The following is a 17,100-nucleotide window of genomic DNA, read 5'->3' as shown; positions in this document are numbered from 1 at the left end:
TGTGCCTAATATAAAGAGAATAACGATGCACTATTGGATTGTGATTTTTGTAGCTGTGATTTCAGCTTTCAGTGCTAATGCGAATGAAAAGAAACTGAGCAGGTGTATTAGTCCTGCAGGGCAAGTGACGTTGACAACGCAATCGTGCCCAGCTGGCTATCGAGAGCAACTCGTGCAAGAGCAATTATCGCTTGCGCAGTTTGCTCAAAAAGCAAGACAAGCACCTGCGGTGGGTCCGAAAGAAGTTGATGACACCGATCTTACTTTTTATCTGCGCAATAACTTCGGCCACACTGACTGGGCTGAAAATATCCAGCGCAGTTATTTGGAGCAAGGTAATGCTGTTGTTGTGGTAGATACTTTCCGCCTGCATAAACTTGAAGGGATTTGTCGCGCGACACACCGCTGGATTCAAGAGCATCCGCATCCTATCTTCAATCTTGAAGATATGCGTTTTGAGTTTACAACGGGCTCGCCGTTTAACACCCGTTATGTAACCGAAGACGTGTGTGATTATCGCCTCAGATAACCACTACATTTTGTAGTAAAAAGGAGCTGTGGCTCCTTTTTTATTGCACTGAATCTGCTGCCGCAAGCAATAGCTGCTCACTTAAACGCACTTTGTAATTCGGGTTCGCATATTGAAAATGCACGCGACCTTGCGTATCGAGCACGAATACAGCAGGAACTGGCAGCGCTACTTTCTCTTCACCATCTAAGGTCACGAAGTTGACGCCAAGTTTGTTTCGATAAATTTCAGCCACTTTATCTTCCAAATAAAATGCCAGACCTAGGCTTTGTGTAAAGCTCAATTGATCATCGGACAATAACTGGTAATTCGTCGACGAAATTGTACTTTCACTGAGCTTTTCAGGGCTGTCTGGTGAAACAGCGATGATTTGGAAGCCTTTGGCAACAAGTTGCTGCTCAATCTTTTGAATATTCGCCAGTTGCTTTGAGCAATATGGGCACCATCCACCGCGATACACCACCAAAATAGTGGGCTTTTTGCTGACTATGTTTTTAATTGAAACAGGTTTACCTTCGGTATTTTTCAAGGTGCTATCTGGAATAATTAATCCAGGCAGAATAGGACTCACCTGTTCAGCTGAATCGCTAATTTTGGTGATGGTTGCGGCTTGGCTAATTTGGCTGCTAAGTATAAGCGCAGCGCCTAGGAGGAGTGATTTTAGAAAAGTTTTGAGCATATAAATCTCTGCATATTATTAGGGTTACGAACAACAAGAACGGGCGAGCGCGGATTATCTTTCAATCCCAGCTCAGATAACGGTATGATAGTCAGTATTGAGCACAAAAAAGAGAAAAAACATGTCCAGCGCAGCTAAAAAAATCGCCATCATGCTAGAAATGCAGCATGCAATGAATACTAAGGTCCATGAGCAGTGGTTTGAACAAGGCTTTGAATGGTACCGAGCTATTTGGGTTGAGTGTGCAGAGATGCTTGACCACTACGGTTGGAAATGGTGGAAAAAACAAACACCAGATACCGAACAAGTGATCTTAGAGCTGGTGGATATTTTTCACTTTGGTTTGAGCCTACGTATCGATGGTGAAACATCATTTTCAGATTTGGCGGCTCAGTTAGAGCAAGAAATGCTCGCGCCGGTGACAGCAGAAGACTTTAAGGCGACGCTTGAAGTACTGGCTGCAAGTGCAGTCAATGACAAAGTGTTTAATGCCGCAGCATTTGCAGGTTGTATGCAGCAAATTGGTATGGACGTTGATGACTTATACCGTGGTTACGTTGGTAAAAACACCTTGAACTTCTTCCGCCAAGATAACGGTTATAAAGAGGGTACCTACATCAAAGTGTGGAACGGCCAAGAAGATAATGAACATCTGGTTGAAGTGGTAAAAAGCCTAGATACTGAAAATCCAGACTTCGCCCACCTTGTTTATCAGGGTCTGCAACAGCGTTACCCTGCCTAAATAACCGCTCGGTTAAGCAGGTAAAATGTCACGGTAATCCGTGATGTTCTCATACCCAGATAGTATGCGCGTTGGCTGCTTGCTGTCTGGGTTTGCTACCGCCAGTAAATGACCAATGCCAAATTCTTTGGCGGCAGCGAGCACCGCTGCACTGTCATCAACAAATAGCGTTCGCGCTTTATCAAACTTCAGATCGGCTTCAACATGTTGCCACAAGCTCTGTTGTTCTTTGCTCACCCCGTAGTCATGTGTTGAAACTAGCTTGTCCAGATACATGTCTAGCTCTGTCAGCTCAACTTTTAAGCTCAAGCTATCTCTGTGTGCATTGGTTAAGAGAATCAACTCCTTGCCCGCAGATTTAAGCGCTTTCAAGAAGACAATAGCGTCTTCTCGAATTGAAATAAGATGCTGAATTTCCCTTTTGAGTTCCATAATCGGTAATTGTAACTCGTGCTGCCAGTAATCGAGACAATACCACTGTAATTGTCCTTGCACCGCTTCGTACTTTTGATGCATCTGGGTGTTTGCGTCTTCTAAGCTGAGTTGATGTTTGTGCGCATAGGCTTGGGGAATGACGTTAAGCCAAAAGTGATTGTCAAAATGCAGGTCTAGCAAGGTGCCATCCATGTCTAGTAATACAGTATCGATATTGGCCCAATTCGGCATAGGATTTTCCTGATAAAACAATTATGATGAGTACAAGGTGATAATAACAAAGTCGTGACCATGACACAGAAAAAGCAGCAAACTCCACCAGAAATTCTTGAAAGTAAGGTCACAGCGCAAAGTCGGTTGTTCACAGTAGAAGCACTCGATTTGCAATTTTCCAATGGCGAACAGAGGCAGTACGAGCGTATTCGTGGTGGTGGCCGCGGTGCCGTAATGATAGTGCCAGTCACTGAAAACGATGAGTTGGTCTTGGTAAGAGAATACTGTGCAGGCACTCACGACTATCAACTTGGTTTTCCAAAAGGGCTGATCGACCCAGGTGAAAGCCCAGAGCAAGCCGCTAATCGCGAGCTTAAAGAGGAAGTCGGTTTTGGTGCTAATCGCATGGACGTGCTCAAACAAGTGTCACTGGCGCCAAGCTATTTTAATGCGCACATGCACATAATTGCTGCCAAAGACTTGTATCCCGAGCGTTTGGATGGCGATGAGCCAGAACCGTTGGAAGTGGTGTATTGGCCGATGTCGCAATGGTCACAATTATTGCAAGAGCCAGATTTTACAGAAGCGCGAAGTGTGGCAGCTTTGCTATTATTAATTACAACATTCAGTTAGATACCACGTCGGTATAGCGCAAAGTATTCATTCAGTAGTTGGGGCTAGGAAGTAAGGGGGCGAAGTTGCAAGAATTCTTACAGCCATGCATTGAACTGGCAGAGCAAGCCGGAATGGCAATTATGGCCATTTATCAGAAGCCTGATATTGGCCGCCAAGTTAAATCAGATGATACACCCGTCACCAAAGCAGATCTGGCATCGAACGAGGTCTTAGTTGCGGGCTTGCAAAGGCTTGCGCCAGACATTCCTATCATGTCAGAAGAAACCCCTATCCCAGCGTTGGCAGACAGGCAAGATTGGCAGCGCTATTGGTTGTTAGATCCGATGGATGGTACCGGTGAATTTATTCTTGAAAGCGGTGACTTTGCCGTGAATATTGCGTTGGTCGAAAACAATCGTCCTGTGCTAGGGGTGATTCACTGGCCTTCAAAAAACATCACCTATTACGCCACATTCCAACAAGGTGCGTTTAAAAAGACCGAAGAGGGCACGCAGCAAATCAGTGTTGCGCAGCCTGGAGGGCTAACACTCGCCGTTAGCCGCAGGCAAAAGCTTGAAGCGGTGAGTCAGTACCTTAATACGACCTTTGATACCGTCCCTTTGGGCTCGTGTTCACTTAAAGCCTGTATTATTGCTGAGGGTAAAGCAGATTGCTTTATGCGCATTGGCCCTACCGGGGAATGGGACACAGGAGCATCGCAAATTATTGTCGAAGAGGCAGGTGGCTGTATTACCGATGCGGAGTTTAATCCACTGACATACAATCAAAGGGAATCAACAGAAAACCCTGATTTTATCGTCATGGGTCACCCCGATTGGGAATGGCAAAAGATGATTAATCCGCATCAACGTTCTCATCACGACTAATGTTGATTGAAAATCCAGCAACTGAACGCGATGTTGGTTTTTAAACTTGCATTTTAAATCTTTTGCTATATTATGGCGCTCTCGTTGAAACAGGGGTCCCCTGTAACTCAGCGACAAGACGTTTAAAGTCTACTGGCGCGGGATGGAGCAGCCTGGTAGCTCGTCGGGCTCATAACCCGAAGGTCGTCGGTTCAAATCCGGCTCCCGCAACCAACTTCTTTTTGTTCGGTTAGAAGTAAAAAACAAACCTTCAGTCTACTGGCGCGGGATGGAGCAGCCTGGTAGCTCGTCGGGCTCATAACCCGAAGGTCGTCGGTTCAAATCCGGCTCCCGCAACCAATTTTTAATTGGATACGCCACTTCTTTCGAAAGCAGAAGCAAAATAACTTTCAAGTCTACTGGCGCGGGATGGAGCAGCCTGGTAGCTCGTCGGGCTCATAACCCGAAGGTCGTCGGTTCAAATCCGGCTCCCGCAACCAATTCTTTAGTAGATTACCCTATTACTTTCCAATTGAATGTTATTATATCGACCTCCGGTCGTCGCCACGGCGTGTCGCGTTCACATCCGGCTCCCGCAACCAACTCTCATTGATTTCTCACAAAATTCTCAAGAAAAAGATAGTTCGACTTAAAGTCATCGCTACGCTGAGCCCAAATACGTTTGTAATTCTTGTGTGTCCTGTGTCCTGTGTCCTGTGTCCTAATTGTGGCAAGTAAATGGCCAGATTTGCCACGAAGGCTGCTCTACAGATAGGCTGCTTTGAGGACTGTTATTACAACATACAAATTAGGTCTTCATGCGTTCGAGAGGAAAATAAAATAAAGGATCGCGTTAGGTTAAGTCTTGGATCGCCGCTAATTTGCAGTGCGTAGGCCTCTTAGGAACTAATATGTTGGCCTAAAACATCTCCCGTTCTCGATATTTCTAAATTTGATTGCATTTTAAGCGGTTTCTATGATGATGTTCGCCACAAGAGGTGATATACTCCGGCCGAATAATTTTTCGACCAATCAGAGTATAGAAATGGCAGATTTATCCAAATACAGAAACATTGGTATTTTCGCGCACGTTGATGCGGGTAAAACTACCACCACTGAGCGTATCCTAAAGCTTACCGGTAAAATCCACAAAACTGGTGAAGTACACGACGGTGAGTCAACAACTGACTTCATGGAACAGGAAGCTGAGCGTGGTATTACAATCCAGTCAGCTGCTGTAACGTGTGAGTGGAAAGGTCACCGTTTAAACGTAATCGACACTCCTGGACACGTTGACTTCACAGTAGAAGTATACCGTTCATTGAAAGTACTTGACGGTGGTATCGGTGTATTCTGTGGTTCTGGTGGTGTTGAGCCGCAGTCAGAAACAAACTGGCGTTATGCGAACGAATCAGAAGTAGCACGTGTTATCTTCGTAAACAAACTAGACCGTATGGGTGCAGACTTCTACCGCGTAGTAGGTCAAGTAGAGAAAGTACTTGGTGCTAACCCACTAGTTATGACTCTTCCTATCGGTATCGAAGATCAGTTCTGTGGTGTTGTAGACGTACTAGAGAAGAAAGCGTACGTTTGGGACGAGACAGGTCTTCCTGAGAACTACGAAGTACAAGACGTTCCTGCAGACATGGTAGACAAAGTTGAAGAATACCATGAGATGCTAATCGAGACTGCTGTTGAGCAAGACGATGACCTAATGGAAGCGTACATGGAAGGTGAAATGCCTTCACTAGAGCAAATCAAAGCGTGTATCCGTAAAGGTACTCGTGATCTTGCTTTCTTCCCAACGTTTTGTGGTTCTGCATTCAAAAACAAAGGTATGCAGCTAGTACTAGACGCTGTTGTAGATTACCTACCAGCTCCTACAGAAGTTGATCCACAGCCGCTAACTGATCCTGAAACAGGTGAGCCTACTGGTGAAGTAGCAACTGTTTCTGCAGATGAGCCACTTAAAGCGCTAGCGTTCAAAATCATGGACGACCGTTTCGGTGCACTTACGTTCATCCGTATTTACTCAGGCCGCATGAAGAAGGGTGACACCATCCTTAACTCTGCTACGGGTAAAACTGAGCGTATCGGCCGTATGGTTGAGATGCAAGCAGACGAGCGTACTGAACTTACTGAAGCACAAGCGGGTGACATCATCGCTGTTGTAGGTATGAAGAACGTTCAAACTGGTCACACTCTTTGTGATCCTAAGCACGAATGTACGCTTGAAGCGATGATCTTCCCTGATCCAGTAATCTCAATCGCTGTTGCTCCTAAGGACAAAGGCGGTAACGAGAAGATGGGTGTTGCTATCGGTAAAATGGTTGCAGAAGATCCTTCTTTCCAAGTTGAAACTGACGAAGATTCAGGCGAAACCATCCTTAAAGGTATGGGTGAGCTACACCTAGATATCAAAGTTGATATCCTTAAGCGTACTTACGGCGTAGACCTAATCGTTGGTCAGCCTCAGGTTGCTTACCGTGAAACTATCACTCAAGAAGTTGAAGATAGCTACACGCACAAGAAGCAATCAGGTGGTTCTGGTCAGTTCGGTAGATCGATTACCGCATCAAGCCAGGTGAGCAAAACTCAGGCTTCACGTTCACTTCATCAGTAGTTGGCGGTAACGTTCCTAAGGAATTCTGGCCAGCAGTTGAGAAAGGTTTCGCGTCAATGATGCAGGAAGGTGTACTTGCAGGCTTCCCAGTACTAGACGTTGAAGTTGAACTATTCGACGGTGGTTTCCACGCAGTTGACTCATCAGCTATCGCGTTTGAAATCGCAGCGAAAGGTGCATTCCGTCAGTCTATCCCTAAAGCGGGCCCGCAGCTTCTTGAGCCAATCATGAAAGTTGACGTGTTCACTCCGGAAGACAACGTGGGTGACGTAATCGGTGACCTTAACCGTCGTCGTGGTATGATCAAAGACCAAGAAGCAGGCGCTATGGGCGTTCGCATCAAGGGTGAAGTACCACTATCAGAAATGTTCGGTTACATCGGCCACCTACGTACAATTACTTCAGGTCGTGGTCAGTTCTCTATGGAGTTCTCGCACTACTCACCTTGTCCGAACAATGTAGCGGAAGAAGTAATTGCAGCTGAAAAAGCGAAAAAAGCAGCTAAGTAATTAGTTCTTTTTTAAAGAAAAACCCAAGCTATTAGCTTGGGTTTTTTTATGCCTGAAATTCACGAAACCTCAAGTACCAAGTCTTAAAGCTGTCATATTTCTATCACCGCATAGTCAACAAATATTTATTTTTTGGAAACATTACTCGCCTAAAGTAACCCTGCAGCAGGGATGCAACCTTGCTAATACAGCAGCCTTCAACCTAATGCGTTGACGTGCTCACCAACTACTACTCGGGAACAAATCATGAAAGTGACAAAGTTAGCTCTTGCTACGTCAGTGGCTCTGGCACTATCAAGCCAAGCTTTTGCGGGTGTTTTACCTGCGGCGCAAGTTAATAGTCAGTGGTACCAAGCAGACCAAGATAAAGTGACTGCAAAGCAACAACTGGCAAGTGCACAGAAAAGCACGAAAGCAAAGAATGTAATCTTATTCGTCGGTGATGGTATGGGCGTATCCACGCTTACTGCTGCACGTATTCTTCAAGGCCAAAATAATGGCCAGCTAGGAGAAGAGGGATTACTGAGCTTTGAGCAATTTCCATATTCAGCACAAGTAAAAACCTACAACGTAGATGCGCAAACACCAGACTCAGCAGGCACCATGACGGCGATGGCGTCGGGTGTAAAAACAGATGTAGGTGTGATTGGCGTTGACGAAAATGTGGAGCGTGGTGATTGCTCAACTGTTGCTGGTAATGAACTAGTCACGGCATTGGAATTGGCTGAAATTCGCGGACTGAGCACGGGTGTAATTTCAACCGCACGTATCACCCATGCTACACCAGCGGCGACATACGCTAAATCAGCTGACCGTAACTGGGAAGATGTATCGGATATGCCAGCTGCAGCGGTAGAAGCGGGCTGCCAAGACATCGCTAGCCAGCTGGTTAATTTCGAAGCTAACCTAGAAGCTCGTTTCCTAGGTACTGATGTTGATGGTATCGAAGTCGTTATGGGCGGTGGCCGTCGTCACTTCTTACCGAAAGATGCTGCATTTAATAGTGCTGATGCAGTGAGTAGCACTGAGGGTGACCGTACGGATGGCATCGACTTAACAGCAAAATGGCAGCAACAGTACGAAAACGGCGTATATGTGTGGGATAGAGCGGGTTTTGAAGCGATAGACGCTAATGCAGAGCGCGTATTTGCCTTATTCAATGAATCGCACATGCAATACGAAGCAGACCGTGGCAATGATATTGCGGGTGAGCCTTCGCTTTCTGAAATGACACAAAAGGCCATCGACATCCTCGACAACAACGACAAAGGCTTCTTCCTAACTGTTGAATCGGGCCGTATTGACCACGCACACCACGCAGGTAACGCATACAACGCCTTAAACGACACCATTGAGCTGGCAAAAGCAGTGCAAATGGCGGTTGATAACACTGACCCTGAAGAAACACTGATCCTTGTTACGGCGGACCACAGCCACGTATTTACGATTGCTGGTTATCCAAAACGCGGTAACCCAATTCTTGGTCAAGTGGTTGCCGTTGGCAGCACAACACCTTCGCTTGCAGCGGATGGTCAGCCATACACGACCGTGGGTTATGCCAACGGTCTTGGTTTCCGTAACCTTGGTGCACAAACTGATGCCGATGCCAGTTACAGCGAAGGCGCACTGGCGGGTCGTCAAAATATTACGGGTATTGATACAACCGCACCTGGCTTCCACCAAGAAGCAACCATTCCACTTAGCTCAGAAACGCACGCGGGTGAAGATATTTCGCTCCATGCAATGGGCCCAAGCGCACACCTTGCGCAAGGCGTGGTAGAGCAGAGCATGGTTTTCCACATCATAGATTCAGCACTTGAGCTAACTAAGCAATAGGAATAAGTTCGATGAAAAAGTTAAGTTTACTTTCTCTAGCAGTGGTTGCTGCACTCGCTGGTTGCTCAGATGACGATGCACCAACAACACTGACGTTAGAAACGGCGATTGCCGTGGGTGATAGCCAATGTATTAATGGTGGTCTATTAGTGCAAGTTGGTGCTGATGACAACGGCAATGGTCAGCTTGAAAGCTCAGAAGTGGATGCATCAAAAACAACGTGTAACGCTATCAAAACGACGTTAGACGAATCAGAATTAGCACACCTAACACAAAACCCGTGGTTTGCAGATGCACAAGAAAAAGTCACTGCGGCTCAGGCTCGTTCAGAAGCGGTGATGACCACCGCACCCAAAGCGAAAAACGTGATTTTATTTGTGGGTGACGGTATGGGTATTTCCACGGTCACAGCTGCGCGTATTCTGGCTGGTCAGCTTGAAGGCAAAGCAGGTGAGGAGCATCAGTTAAGCTTTGAAAAAATGCCATTCTCTGGATTTTCAAAAACTTACAACGTTGATGCACAAACGCCAGACTCAGCAGGTACGATGACGGCGATGGCGTCAGGGGTAAAAACTGACGTAGGTGTGATTGGTGTCGCGGAAGGGGTAGAGCGCGGTAACTGTGCATCTGTCTCTGGTAATGAACTCGTTACGGCCTTGGAGCTTGCAGAAATCGCAGGTAAATCAACGGGTGTAGTGTCTACAGCACGTATCACTCACGCAACCCCTGCGGCGACTTATGCAAAATCTGCGGATCGTAACTGGGAAGATGTATCTGATATGCCAAGCGACGCGGTAACACAGGGTTGTGAAGACATTGCAATGCAATTGGTGAATTTCGAGCAGAATCTTGAAGCACGTTTCGACGTTGACGTAGATGGGATTGAAGTCGTTATGGGTGGCGGTCGTCGTCACTTCTTACCGAAAGATGCTGCATTTAACAGTGCAGATGCAGTAAGTAGCACCGAAGGTGACCGTACGGATGGCATCGACTTAACGGCAAAATGGCAAGAAGCTTACCCAACGGGACAATACGTTATGGACCAAGCGGGCTTTGATGCCATCGACGCGGCAACGACTGAGCGCGTATTCGGTTTGTTTAACGAGTCACATATGCAATACGAGCAAGACCGCGCAAACGATGTAGCAGGCGAACCTTCATTGGCTGAAATGACGACCAAAGCAATCGACATTCTTGATAACAACAGCGAAGGCTTCTTCCTCACTGTGGAAGCGGGTCGTATTGACCACGGTCATCACGCAGGTAATGCGTATAACGCACTGCACGACACTGTTGCCTTTGCTGATGCAGTACAAGCGGCCATTGATAACACCAGCAGTGAAGACACGTTAATCATTGTTACAGCAGACCACAGCCACGTGTTTACGATTGCGGGCTATCCAAAACGTGGTAACCCAATCTTAGGTAAAGTGGTTGCAGTGGGCAGTGAAACGCCAACACTCGCTGCTGATGGCATGCCGTACACCACAGTGGGTTACACCAATGGTAATGGCTTCAAAGACCTAGGTGCCGAAACGGATGCTGATGCAGGCTACAACGGCGCTATCGTGACAGGTCGTGTGGATTTAACCAATGTTGACACCACAACACCGGGCTTCCACCAAGAAGCATTAGTACCGATGAGCTCAGAGACACACGCCGGTGAAGACGTGGGCATTTATGCTCAAGGCCCTGGCGCCCACCTGGTGACAGGCACCAACGAGCAAAGCTACATTTTCCATGTAATGAACTATGCAGCCGACCTCGTGACCAAAGCTGAAGCGAAGTTAGCGAAGTAAGGTAACAACGGGCCGAGTGCGTGTCGCTTGGCCCTCTTTTTGTAAGGATGAATGATGAAGTATCTGGCACTTACAGCGGTGGCTGCCTTGTTGTCGACCTCTACTTTCTCACAGCAGCAATCGCTAGCACAGTGTGATGTCAACGCGCACATTATCAAAGCGAATTACCAACAACAGCAAAAACAAGGTGATGGCCAACAATTCGGCTTGTGGCGTTTGCACGAAGAAGTGGCACATCAATCACTTCACTCAGGTATCGTGGATAAATGGCAACATCTCAGCACAGGGCAGGTGCGACCAGTACGCTATTTTGAACAATACCAACGTGCCATTGAGTATCAGCCGGGTGAGTTGCGCAATCACAATGGCAACATCGAGTGGGCGCAAAAATACCAGTTAGTCAGTGCTAACTTGCTACAAACACCTGTGCGAGAGCAGGGCCAAGGATGTGAGCGCGAACAATATTTTGAACACACGTCGGGCACACAAAAACTTTCGGTTACTTGGTTACCAGAGCTTGAGTTAGTTAAAACGATGGTGATCAGTGCGCAAAATGAGGCCGGCGAGTGGCAGGTGCTAAGTACATTGACGCTGCAAAGTTATCAATTAACACCGCAACTAATAGAGCAGCAATTTGCGCTGTGGGACCGTTACCAAAGCACCGATTACGCGGATGTAGGTGACAATGAACAAGATGCCTTCTTGTCGAAAATGATCAATCAAGGGTTCATCGAACACAGTGCGTCAGGATTCTATAGCAGTGATGGTCAGGCCTTAGGTGGTCATCACCACTAGTTCAAAGAATAACGCGTGTAGTTTGTTAAATTACACGCCGCCTTCCTATACTCATTACTCGACCTATTTATAGAGCGCGTAATGACTAAAGTCTCATTTCCTACACTGTTATTTCTTGTATTCAGTGTGTTTAGCTATGGCGAGCCTGAACATGTGGTGATTGCTGCTGAAGATGCATGGACACCTTATGCCAATGAAGATGGTACGGGGATGGCTAATGACGTCATTAAGGCGGCCTTTGATGCCGTTGATGTTACGGTAGAGTTCCACGTATATCCGTATGCCCGCGTGCTGCGGTATCTAGATGCAGGGAGCTATGTGGCCGGATTCAATGTGCCGATAGATAGTGAATCCCAGAGTAAGTATTTGCTAGGCAACACGCCCTTATATAAGGCGTATTCCGCGTATTATCACAATACTCGATGGCCGCTTGGGGCACTCAATCGCGATCAGCTCAATGGCGAGCTAATCGGTGTGGTACGAGAATACGGCTATGGCGAGCATTACCTCGAGATGTTGGAAAGCGGAAAGGTTGTCGCCGCAGAAGCTAATTCTGATTTACCCAACGTGAAGCGATTGGAGCTAGGGCGACTTGACGGTGCCATTATCTTCATTAAAGCGGCCAACTATTTACGTCGAGCCGATGAAATACCCGATAACATTCAAATCGCTTTTCTCAATGAGGGCACAGATATTTATTTAGCGTTTTCGCCAGATCATCCCGATGGCAAGCGGATGCAAAAGCTATTCGAGAAAGGATTACGGGAGATTATTGCCAATGGGGTGAGGGATAAGATTTTGGAGCGATATTAGATTTGTCGGGCCGCCGACATTGGCGGTCATGTAGGTCGGTGCTTTGCGCCGACGAAGGGAGTTACTGTCATATATTGTCACCTTGAGCCAGCGAAAGGCTGGGGGCGGCAATCAAGCTTCAGGGATGAATTGCTAGCAATGATTTTCAAATTAAGATTTTGTCGCGTTGGCGACGACAACCAAAGAGGGAGTGATTCGACTCCCTCTTTGGAAACTCCGCGAACCCGTGATTCGCTAATGCTTGCGAACTCAGGTTTTTGTTAAACGTTCCGCTTAGTTGCTGATACGATTTAACAGCACGTCCATGTGCTGATAAATCTAGCTCGGCGTCGTGCCTCGCTATCAACAACATGCTCCACAACAAAAGCCGATTTCTCCAGCGCGAGTCAAAACGGGGAGATCTATACCTGTGAGCTGGGTGTGTACTTGTAAAGGAATAAACTCACTGTTGTACTCCGTGTCATTAAGATCCCCTTACATTGCATCCGAAATGGGATACGAGAAGAGTAATCGTCCGTAGGGATAGCGGGCGAAAACATACTCAGGGCACGGATGTCCTGTGCATGTTGGTTACGTTCATTTCGAGTATCACGTTAAGGAAATTATGCAATGTTGGGGCGCCCTAGGAGTTGTTAGAGGAAATGGGCGCGCATTTCCTCTAACTTGTTGTCGCCAACGCGACAAAATGCCGATTTGAAAAGCGACCCTCTTCATCCATAAACATGGTAAGTTCAAGAAAAATCGAATTTTTAAAAAATAAAAAAGGGCAGATATGAAATCTGCCCTTTTTAGTACTTAGCGTATTACGTGATTAGAATTTCACAGCGCGGTAGCTGAGTGTTACGTCACCGTAAGGAGTAGTGCCTAGTAGGCGGATTTTCCATTTACCCCCTTCAGGTTTTTCAAACTGACAGATTTCATCTGCACCGTCGTTCGTTGATGCGCAGTCATTTTTGAAAATAGTAGGGCGGCGCTGGTGGCTGACATACAAGTTGGCATCACCCCAACCGCCTGTTAGTTCGATGTCGAGGTAGTCGAAACCTTCAGGAATGTCGATGGTGTAGTTCTTCGGCCAGAACCAGCCAGTGATATTAGCGTATTCACCTGACTTTTCAGCAATCGGTTTTGCAGCATTGATAGCAACGACCACAGGGTCGTGGTCTGATGCGCGATACGCGTTGTCTGCGTACCAGCTTGCTTGTTGCGTTTGTGACTTAAATTCAACGTTGTAATCAAGCACGCGAGGCTCGTCGGCGTTGATGTGCCAGTCTGTGGCCGCTGCAACTTTGTCCATAAGTGGCGCTGATGCAATGGCGTGGTCCAAGCTACCCATACGACCTTGGAAGTTGTATGAATAACCTAAAGTATCACCGTCTAATGTTGGGATCACATTAGCGAAACCTGCGTTAGCGAATGCCGCAATGGGGTCTTCCATCGCGTAGGCATTCATGTCACCCACGATGATGATGTCGTCGTCATTAACGCCTGTTGGTTTGCTAGATAGCCAGCCTGCAAACTCAGTGGCGCCGGCAACACGGGTCGCGTTGTAACACGCTTGGCCGTCATTTTGGTCGGCATCCATTCCCTGTGCACTGCCGCAACCGCCTTTCGATTTAAGGTGGGCTACTGCAACGGTCAGGATTTCCTTAGTGTCTTTGTGTTGGAAGCTTTGTGCAATACCTGCGCGGTTGCCGTAAGACAATGCACCTTGGTCGTTAATGCTAGCCGTGCCTTTTTCTATAACGCGGTCACTGCGGTAAATAAGCGCAGTGGTGATTTCATCTGTGCCTACTTGTGCGCTACCAAAATTAACGAATGCATATTCGCCTTCGGCACTTGCATCATTAAGCGCAGCCACCAACGATGCGACGGCACTGAACTCACCAAAACCGTCGTTTTCGATTTCCATTAAGCCAATGATGTCAGCATCAAGCGCAGTGATGGCACTGACGATTTTTTGCTCTTGGCGAATGAATTCTTCTAGGCTATCTGCGCCACGAGAGGTTGGGAAGCCGCCTTGTTGGCCATCACCGTTGAAGTAGTTCAATACGTTGAAGCTAGCTACCTTGATATCCCCCTGTTCTGCGAGCTCAGGAGCGTCAGTACGTGGGTTATCAGCAATAAATTGTGGTGTTTGCGTTGGGTGTAAACGGTATTGATTGAAGCTGTAACCCAGTACACCTGTTAGACCTGATACACTGTCGCCAAGGCGAAGCGTATTGTATGCATCCAAGCCGCCTGCTGGGTATGGCACGACTTCTGGGTTTTGTTGTGTTGAGCCATCATCAATAAGTAGCTGTTTAAGCTGATTTTCTTGCTCAAGTGCGTTGGCAGCATCACCTGGCAAAGCAACTTGTGTACCTTGGTAAAGGCGCTCAGTTGCCACACCCACTTCGCCGTAGCGTGCCATGTTGTAGCTATCAACAACATACAAAGGCTGAGTCACGTGCACTAGCATGCCTTCGTAGGCTTCTAAGTCATTGTTGTTCGCAAGTGGCAGAGTTAGCTCCGTGCTAGTCACGCTGTCTGTGCCACAATGAACCAGTGCAGACACGTTTTTCAGTTGCGTTGCGTCGTAGTATTCATCCACAGTGGCTGTTAAACGCACCACGTCGCCTACGTTCACATCAAAGCTGGTGTTATAAACAAAAACACCTTCAGATGTCAGTGGATCGGCATCCGCTACTAAAGACGATAAGAAGAAACCTTTTAGTTGGTCAGCATTTTGGAAATCTGCACTGACCACAGCTTCAACAACCACGGTTTGGTCGTTCAGAGGGCTTTGTGCACCAGTTCCTTGGATGGCGTTGATTGCAGTGGCGTCTGCGCCACAGGTCATGTCTAATTCTGGTTCAGGATTTGGATCAACCGGGCCTGTACCACCTAGGTATTTACCTAAGTCGCTGGCATCATCTTTGGCTGCACCAGTGAAGTATTCGCTTGGGTCGTAGCTTGCAAAAATATCGGTGCGTGCTGCACTGGTACTGATACGGCGAAGTGTTTTATCTTGTGTTGCAATGTCACCTGAGCCCCAGCGCGAGCCAGGATCAAAACCCACTTGGCCAATGCTGTCGATGATTGTGCCTTGCTTGCTTAAAACAATCGCGTCATCGCCGTTATACCAGCTGCTGCCATTGGTTTGGTTAGCTGCATTCAAGGTGACAGCATAGGCAAGTTTTTGCGCAACAACATGTGTTGATTTTGGTGCAATTGACCCTTCAAGGTTAAATTGCGTACCAACAGTGGTTTTACCATTGAAGTAAAAAGCAACGTTGTAATCGCTTAAGTCAATCGTGTTGTCTGTTGGATTATAAAATTCCAGCGCTTTGTTATTGCTGCCGCCTTCCATGTATTCAGAAATGAAAATGTCAGCATACGCAGGCACTGCGGCCATAGCTGATGCCATAGCGAGTGCTATGGGAGAGAGTGTTTTCTTCATGCGTAAGAATCCCGTGTTTCTAGTTAGTCTAACCCTTTAAGGGGTACTTATTGTACGGGCGCAAGGTTACACAAAAGTTTCAATTTGTTAACTAAAAACTTTTATATGTACCAAAAAAAAATGGCGATACAGTGTGTATCGCCATTGATATTACTTTTCGTTGAGCCAAATAGCGGCCTTTTTCGCAAAGTAGGTCAAAATGCCATCAGCACCGGCACGTTTAAAGGCTAACAAGGATTCCATCACCGTTTCACGTTCAGCTAGCCAACCATTGTTGATAGCCGCCATATGCATCGCATATTCACCACTGACTTGGTACGCGAATGTCGGTACCGCAAATTCGTCTTTAACACGACGCACAATGTCCAAATAGGGCATGCCAGGCTTAACCATCACCATGTCTGCACCTTCTTGTAGATCCAGCGCAACTTCACGTAATGCTTCATCTGAGTTGGCGGGGTTCATTTGGTAGGTTTTCTTATCCGCACCTTTGAGGTTGCCAGCAGAGCCCACAGCGTCACGGAAAGGGCCATAGTAACTTGATGCGTATTTAGCTGAGTACGCCATGATTTGTGTGTGAATAAATCCGCATTCTTCTAATGCATCACGGATCGCGCCAATACGGCCATCCATCATATCGGACGGAGCAACAACATCTGCACCTGCTTCTGCATGAGATAGCGCTTGTTTTACGAGAATTTCGGTTGTTACATCATTCATGACGTAGCCATTGTCATCGATGATGCCGTCTTGGCCGTGCACAGTGAATGGATCTAAAGCCACATCTGTGATTACACCAAGCTCAGGCACTTCCGCTTTTATTGCACGCACTGTGCGTTGCGCTAAACCTTCTGGGCTGTACGCTTCTTCTGCGAGTAGGGATTTCTTGTCAGCTGGAGTCACTGGGAATAGGGCAATAGCAGGCACGCCTAATGCAGCCAGCTCTTTGGCCTCTTCTACCAGTAAATCAATCGACAAGCGTTCAACACCAGGCATAGATTCTACCGCTTCACGACGATTTTTACCTTCAAGCACAAACACAGGGTAAATTAGGTCGTTGACACTTAATTCATGCTCTTGCGTTAAGCGGCGAGAGAAATCGTTTTTGCGTAATCGACGCATACGTGTGTATGGAAACAGATCCAAACCTGACTGAGGCATAGTGTTCTCCTGAAACTAAGATTATGTGCTTGTGAACGCACAAATA

12 protein-coding genes, 3 tRNA genes and 1 pseudogene are annotated in these 17,100 nt (G+C 47.0%); 12 read left to right on the top strand and 4 right to left on the bottom strand.

The window, feature by feature from the left end:
- The first annotated feature begins 25 nt into the window (after positions 1–25).
- A complete protein-coding gene (locus ACH19P_RS01390; RefSeq protein WP_462156747.1) occupies positions 26–529 on the top strand; it encodes a hypothetical protein in 504 nt (167 codons plus the stop codon).
- A 40-nt stretch (positions 530–569) separates the two neighbouring features.
- On the opposite strand, the gene ACH19P_RS01385 is transcribed toward ACH19P_RS01390, so the two are convergent.
- Positions 570–1,208, bottom strand: a complete 639-nt coding sequence (locus ACH19P_RS01385; RefSeq protein ID WP_462156746.1) for a peroxiredoxin-like family protein — start codon at positions 1,206–1,208, stop codon at positions 570–572.
- A gap of 121 nt (positions 1,209–1,329) precedes the next feature.
- Between ACH19P_RS01385 and ACH19P_RS01380 the strand changes: the two genes are divergently transcribed.
- Positions 1,330–1,950: a dUTP diphosphatase gene (locus ACH19P_RS01380; RefSeq protein ID WP_462156745.1), complete on the top strand. Its 621-nt coding sequence runs from the start codon at positions 1,330–1,332 to the stop codon at positions 1,948–1,950.
- Between the two features lie 12 nt (positions 1,951–1,962).
- Here the strand turns inward: ACH19P_RS01380 and yrfG are convergent, their stop codons facing one another.
- Complete coding sequence (gene yrfG, locus ACH19P_RS01375; RefSeq protein ID WP_462156744.1) at positions 1,963–2,616, bottom strand: GMP/IMP nucleotidase; 654 nt, start codon at positions 2,614–2,616, stop codon at positions 1,963–1,965.
- 60 nt (positions 2,617–2,676) lie between these two features.
- On the opposite strand from yrfG, the gene nudE reads away from it, so the two are divergent.
- The 10 genes and pseudogenes from nudE to ACH19P_RS01325 all read left to right on the top strand — a co-directional run bounded on the left by nudE (position 2,677) and on the right by ACH19P_RS01325 (position 12,454).
- Positions 2,677–3,231 (top strand): ADP compounds hydrolase NudE, encoded by a 555-nt coding sequence (gene nudE, locus ACH19P_RS01370; RefSeq protein WP_462156743.1) that lies wholly within the window; start codon positions 2,677–2,679, stop codon positions 3,229–3,231.
- A 65-nt stretch (positions 3,232–3,296) separates the two neighbouring features.
- The gene (gene cysQ, locus ACH19P_RS01365) at positions 3,297–4,100 is read left to right on the top strand and encodes a 3'(2'),5'-bisphosphate nucleotidase CysQ (RefSeq protein ID WP_462156742.1); all 804 of its coding nucleotides are present in this window, start codon (positions 3,297–3,299) and stop codon (positions 4,098–4,100) included.
- 136 nt (positions 4,101–4,236) lie between these two features.
- Positions 4,237–4,313 (top strand) — tRNA-Met (locus ACH19P_RS01360).
- Positions 4,314–4,362: 49 nt separating this feature from the next.
- Positions 4,363–4,439, top strand: a tRNA-Met gene (locus tag ACH19P_RS01355).
- Positions 4,440–4,502: 63 nt separating this feature from the next.
- A tRNA-Met gene (locus tag ACH19P_RS01350) sits at positions 4,503–4,579 on the top strand.
- A gap of 545 nt (positions 4,580–5,124) precedes the next feature.
- Positions 5,125–7,211 (top strand): annotated as a pseudogene (gene fusA, locus ACH19P_RS01345) (elongation factor G).
- A gap of 246 nt (positions 7,212–7,457) precedes the next feature.
- Positions 7,458–9,047, top strand: a complete 1,590-nt coding sequence (locus tag ACH19P_RS01340) for an alkaline phosphatase (RefSeq protein ID WP_462156741.1) — start codon at positions 7,458–7,460, stop codon at positions 9,045–9,047.
- Positions 9,048–9,058: 11 nt separating this feature from the next.
- Positions 9,059–10,846 carry an alkaline phosphatase gene (locus ACH19P_RS01335; RefSeq protein ID WP_462156740.1) on the top strand — a complete coding sequence of 596 codons (1,788 nt, stop codon included), beginning with the start codon at positions 9,059–9,061 and terminating at the stop codon, positions 10,844–10,846.
- A gap of 51 nt (positions 10,847–10,897) precedes the next feature.
- On the top strand, positions 10,898–11,641 hold the full coding sequence (locus tag ACH19P_RS01330) for a hypothetical protein (RefSeq protein ID WP_462156739.1): 744 nt from the start codon (positions 10,898–10,900) through the stop codon (positions 11,639–11,641).
- Between the two features lie 81 nt (positions 11,642–11,722).
- A complete protein-coding gene (locus ACH19P_RS01325) occupies positions 11,723–12,454 on the top strand; it encodes a substrate-binding periplasmic protein (protein WP_462156738.1) in 732 nt (243 codons plus the stop codon).
- Positions 12,455–13,265: 811 nt separating this feature from the next.
- Here ACH19P_RS01325 and ACH19P_RS01320 read toward each other — a convergent pair.
- Both ACH19P_RS01320 and hemB read right to left on the bottom strand, forming a co-directional pair.
- A complete protein-coding gene (locus tag ACH19P_RS01320) occupies positions 13,266–15,893 on the bottom strand; it encodes an ExeM/NucH family extracellular endonuclease (RefSeq protein ID WP_462156737.1) in 2,628 nt (875 codons plus the stop codon).
- A 150-nt stretch (positions 15,894–16,043) separates the two neighbouring features.
- Positions 16,044–17,054, bottom strand: coding sequence for a porphobilinogen synthase (hemB, locus tag ACH19P_RS01315; protein WP_462156736.1), 1,011 nt, complete (start codon positions 17,052–17,054; stop codon positions 16,044–16,046).
- Positions 17,055–17,100 lie beyond the last annotated feature (46 nt).

This window comes from Pseudoalteromonas sp. GB56, assembly GCF_054923835.1.
This window is presented reverse-complemented; position numbering and strand designations above follow the sequence as displayed.

Coding starts and splice junctions, on each gene's coding strand:
- ACH19P_RS01385 (WP_462156746.1), bottom strand. CDS start 1,208: ATGCTCAAAACTTTTCTAAAATCACTCCTCCTAGGCGCTGCGCTTATA.
- ACH19P_RS01335 (WP_462156740.1), top strand. CDS start 9,059: ATGAAAAAGTTAAGTTTACTTTCTCTAGCAGTGGTTGCTGCACTCGCT.
- nudE (WP_462156743.1), top strand. CDS start 2,677: ATGACACAGAAAAAGCAGCAAACTCCACCAGAAATTCTTGAAAGTAAG.
- ACH19P_RS01340 (WP_462156741.1), top strand. CDS start 7,458: ATGAAAGTGACAAAGTTAGCTCTTGCTACGTCAGTGGCTCTGGCACTA.
- ACH19P_RS01390 (WP_462156747.1), top strand. CDS start 26: ATGCACTATTGGATTGTGATTTTTGTAGCTGTGATTTCAGCTTTCAGT.
- yrfG (WP_462156744.1), bottom strand. CDS start 2,616: ATGCCGAATTGGGCCAATATCGATACTGTATTACTAGACATGGATGGC.
- hemB (WP_462156736.1), bottom strand. CDS start 17,054: ATGCCTCAGTCAGGTTTGGATCTGTTTCCATACACACGTATGCGTCGA.
- ACH19P_RS01320 (WP_462156737.1), bottom strand. CDS start 15,893: ATGAAGAAAACACTCTCTCCCATAGCACTCGCTATGGCATCAGCTATG.
- ACH19P_RS01325 (WP_462156738.1), top strand. CDS start 11,723: ATGACTAAAGTCTCATTTCCTACACTGTTATTTCTTGTATTCAGTGTG.
- ACH19P_RS01330 (WP_462156739.1), top strand. CDS start 10,898: ATGATGAAGTATCTGGCACTTACAGCGGTGGCTGCCTTGTTGTCGACC.
- ACH19P_RS01380 (WP_462156745.1), top strand. CDS start 1,330: ATGTCCAGCGCAGCTAAAAAAATCGCCATCATGCTAGAAATGCAGCAT.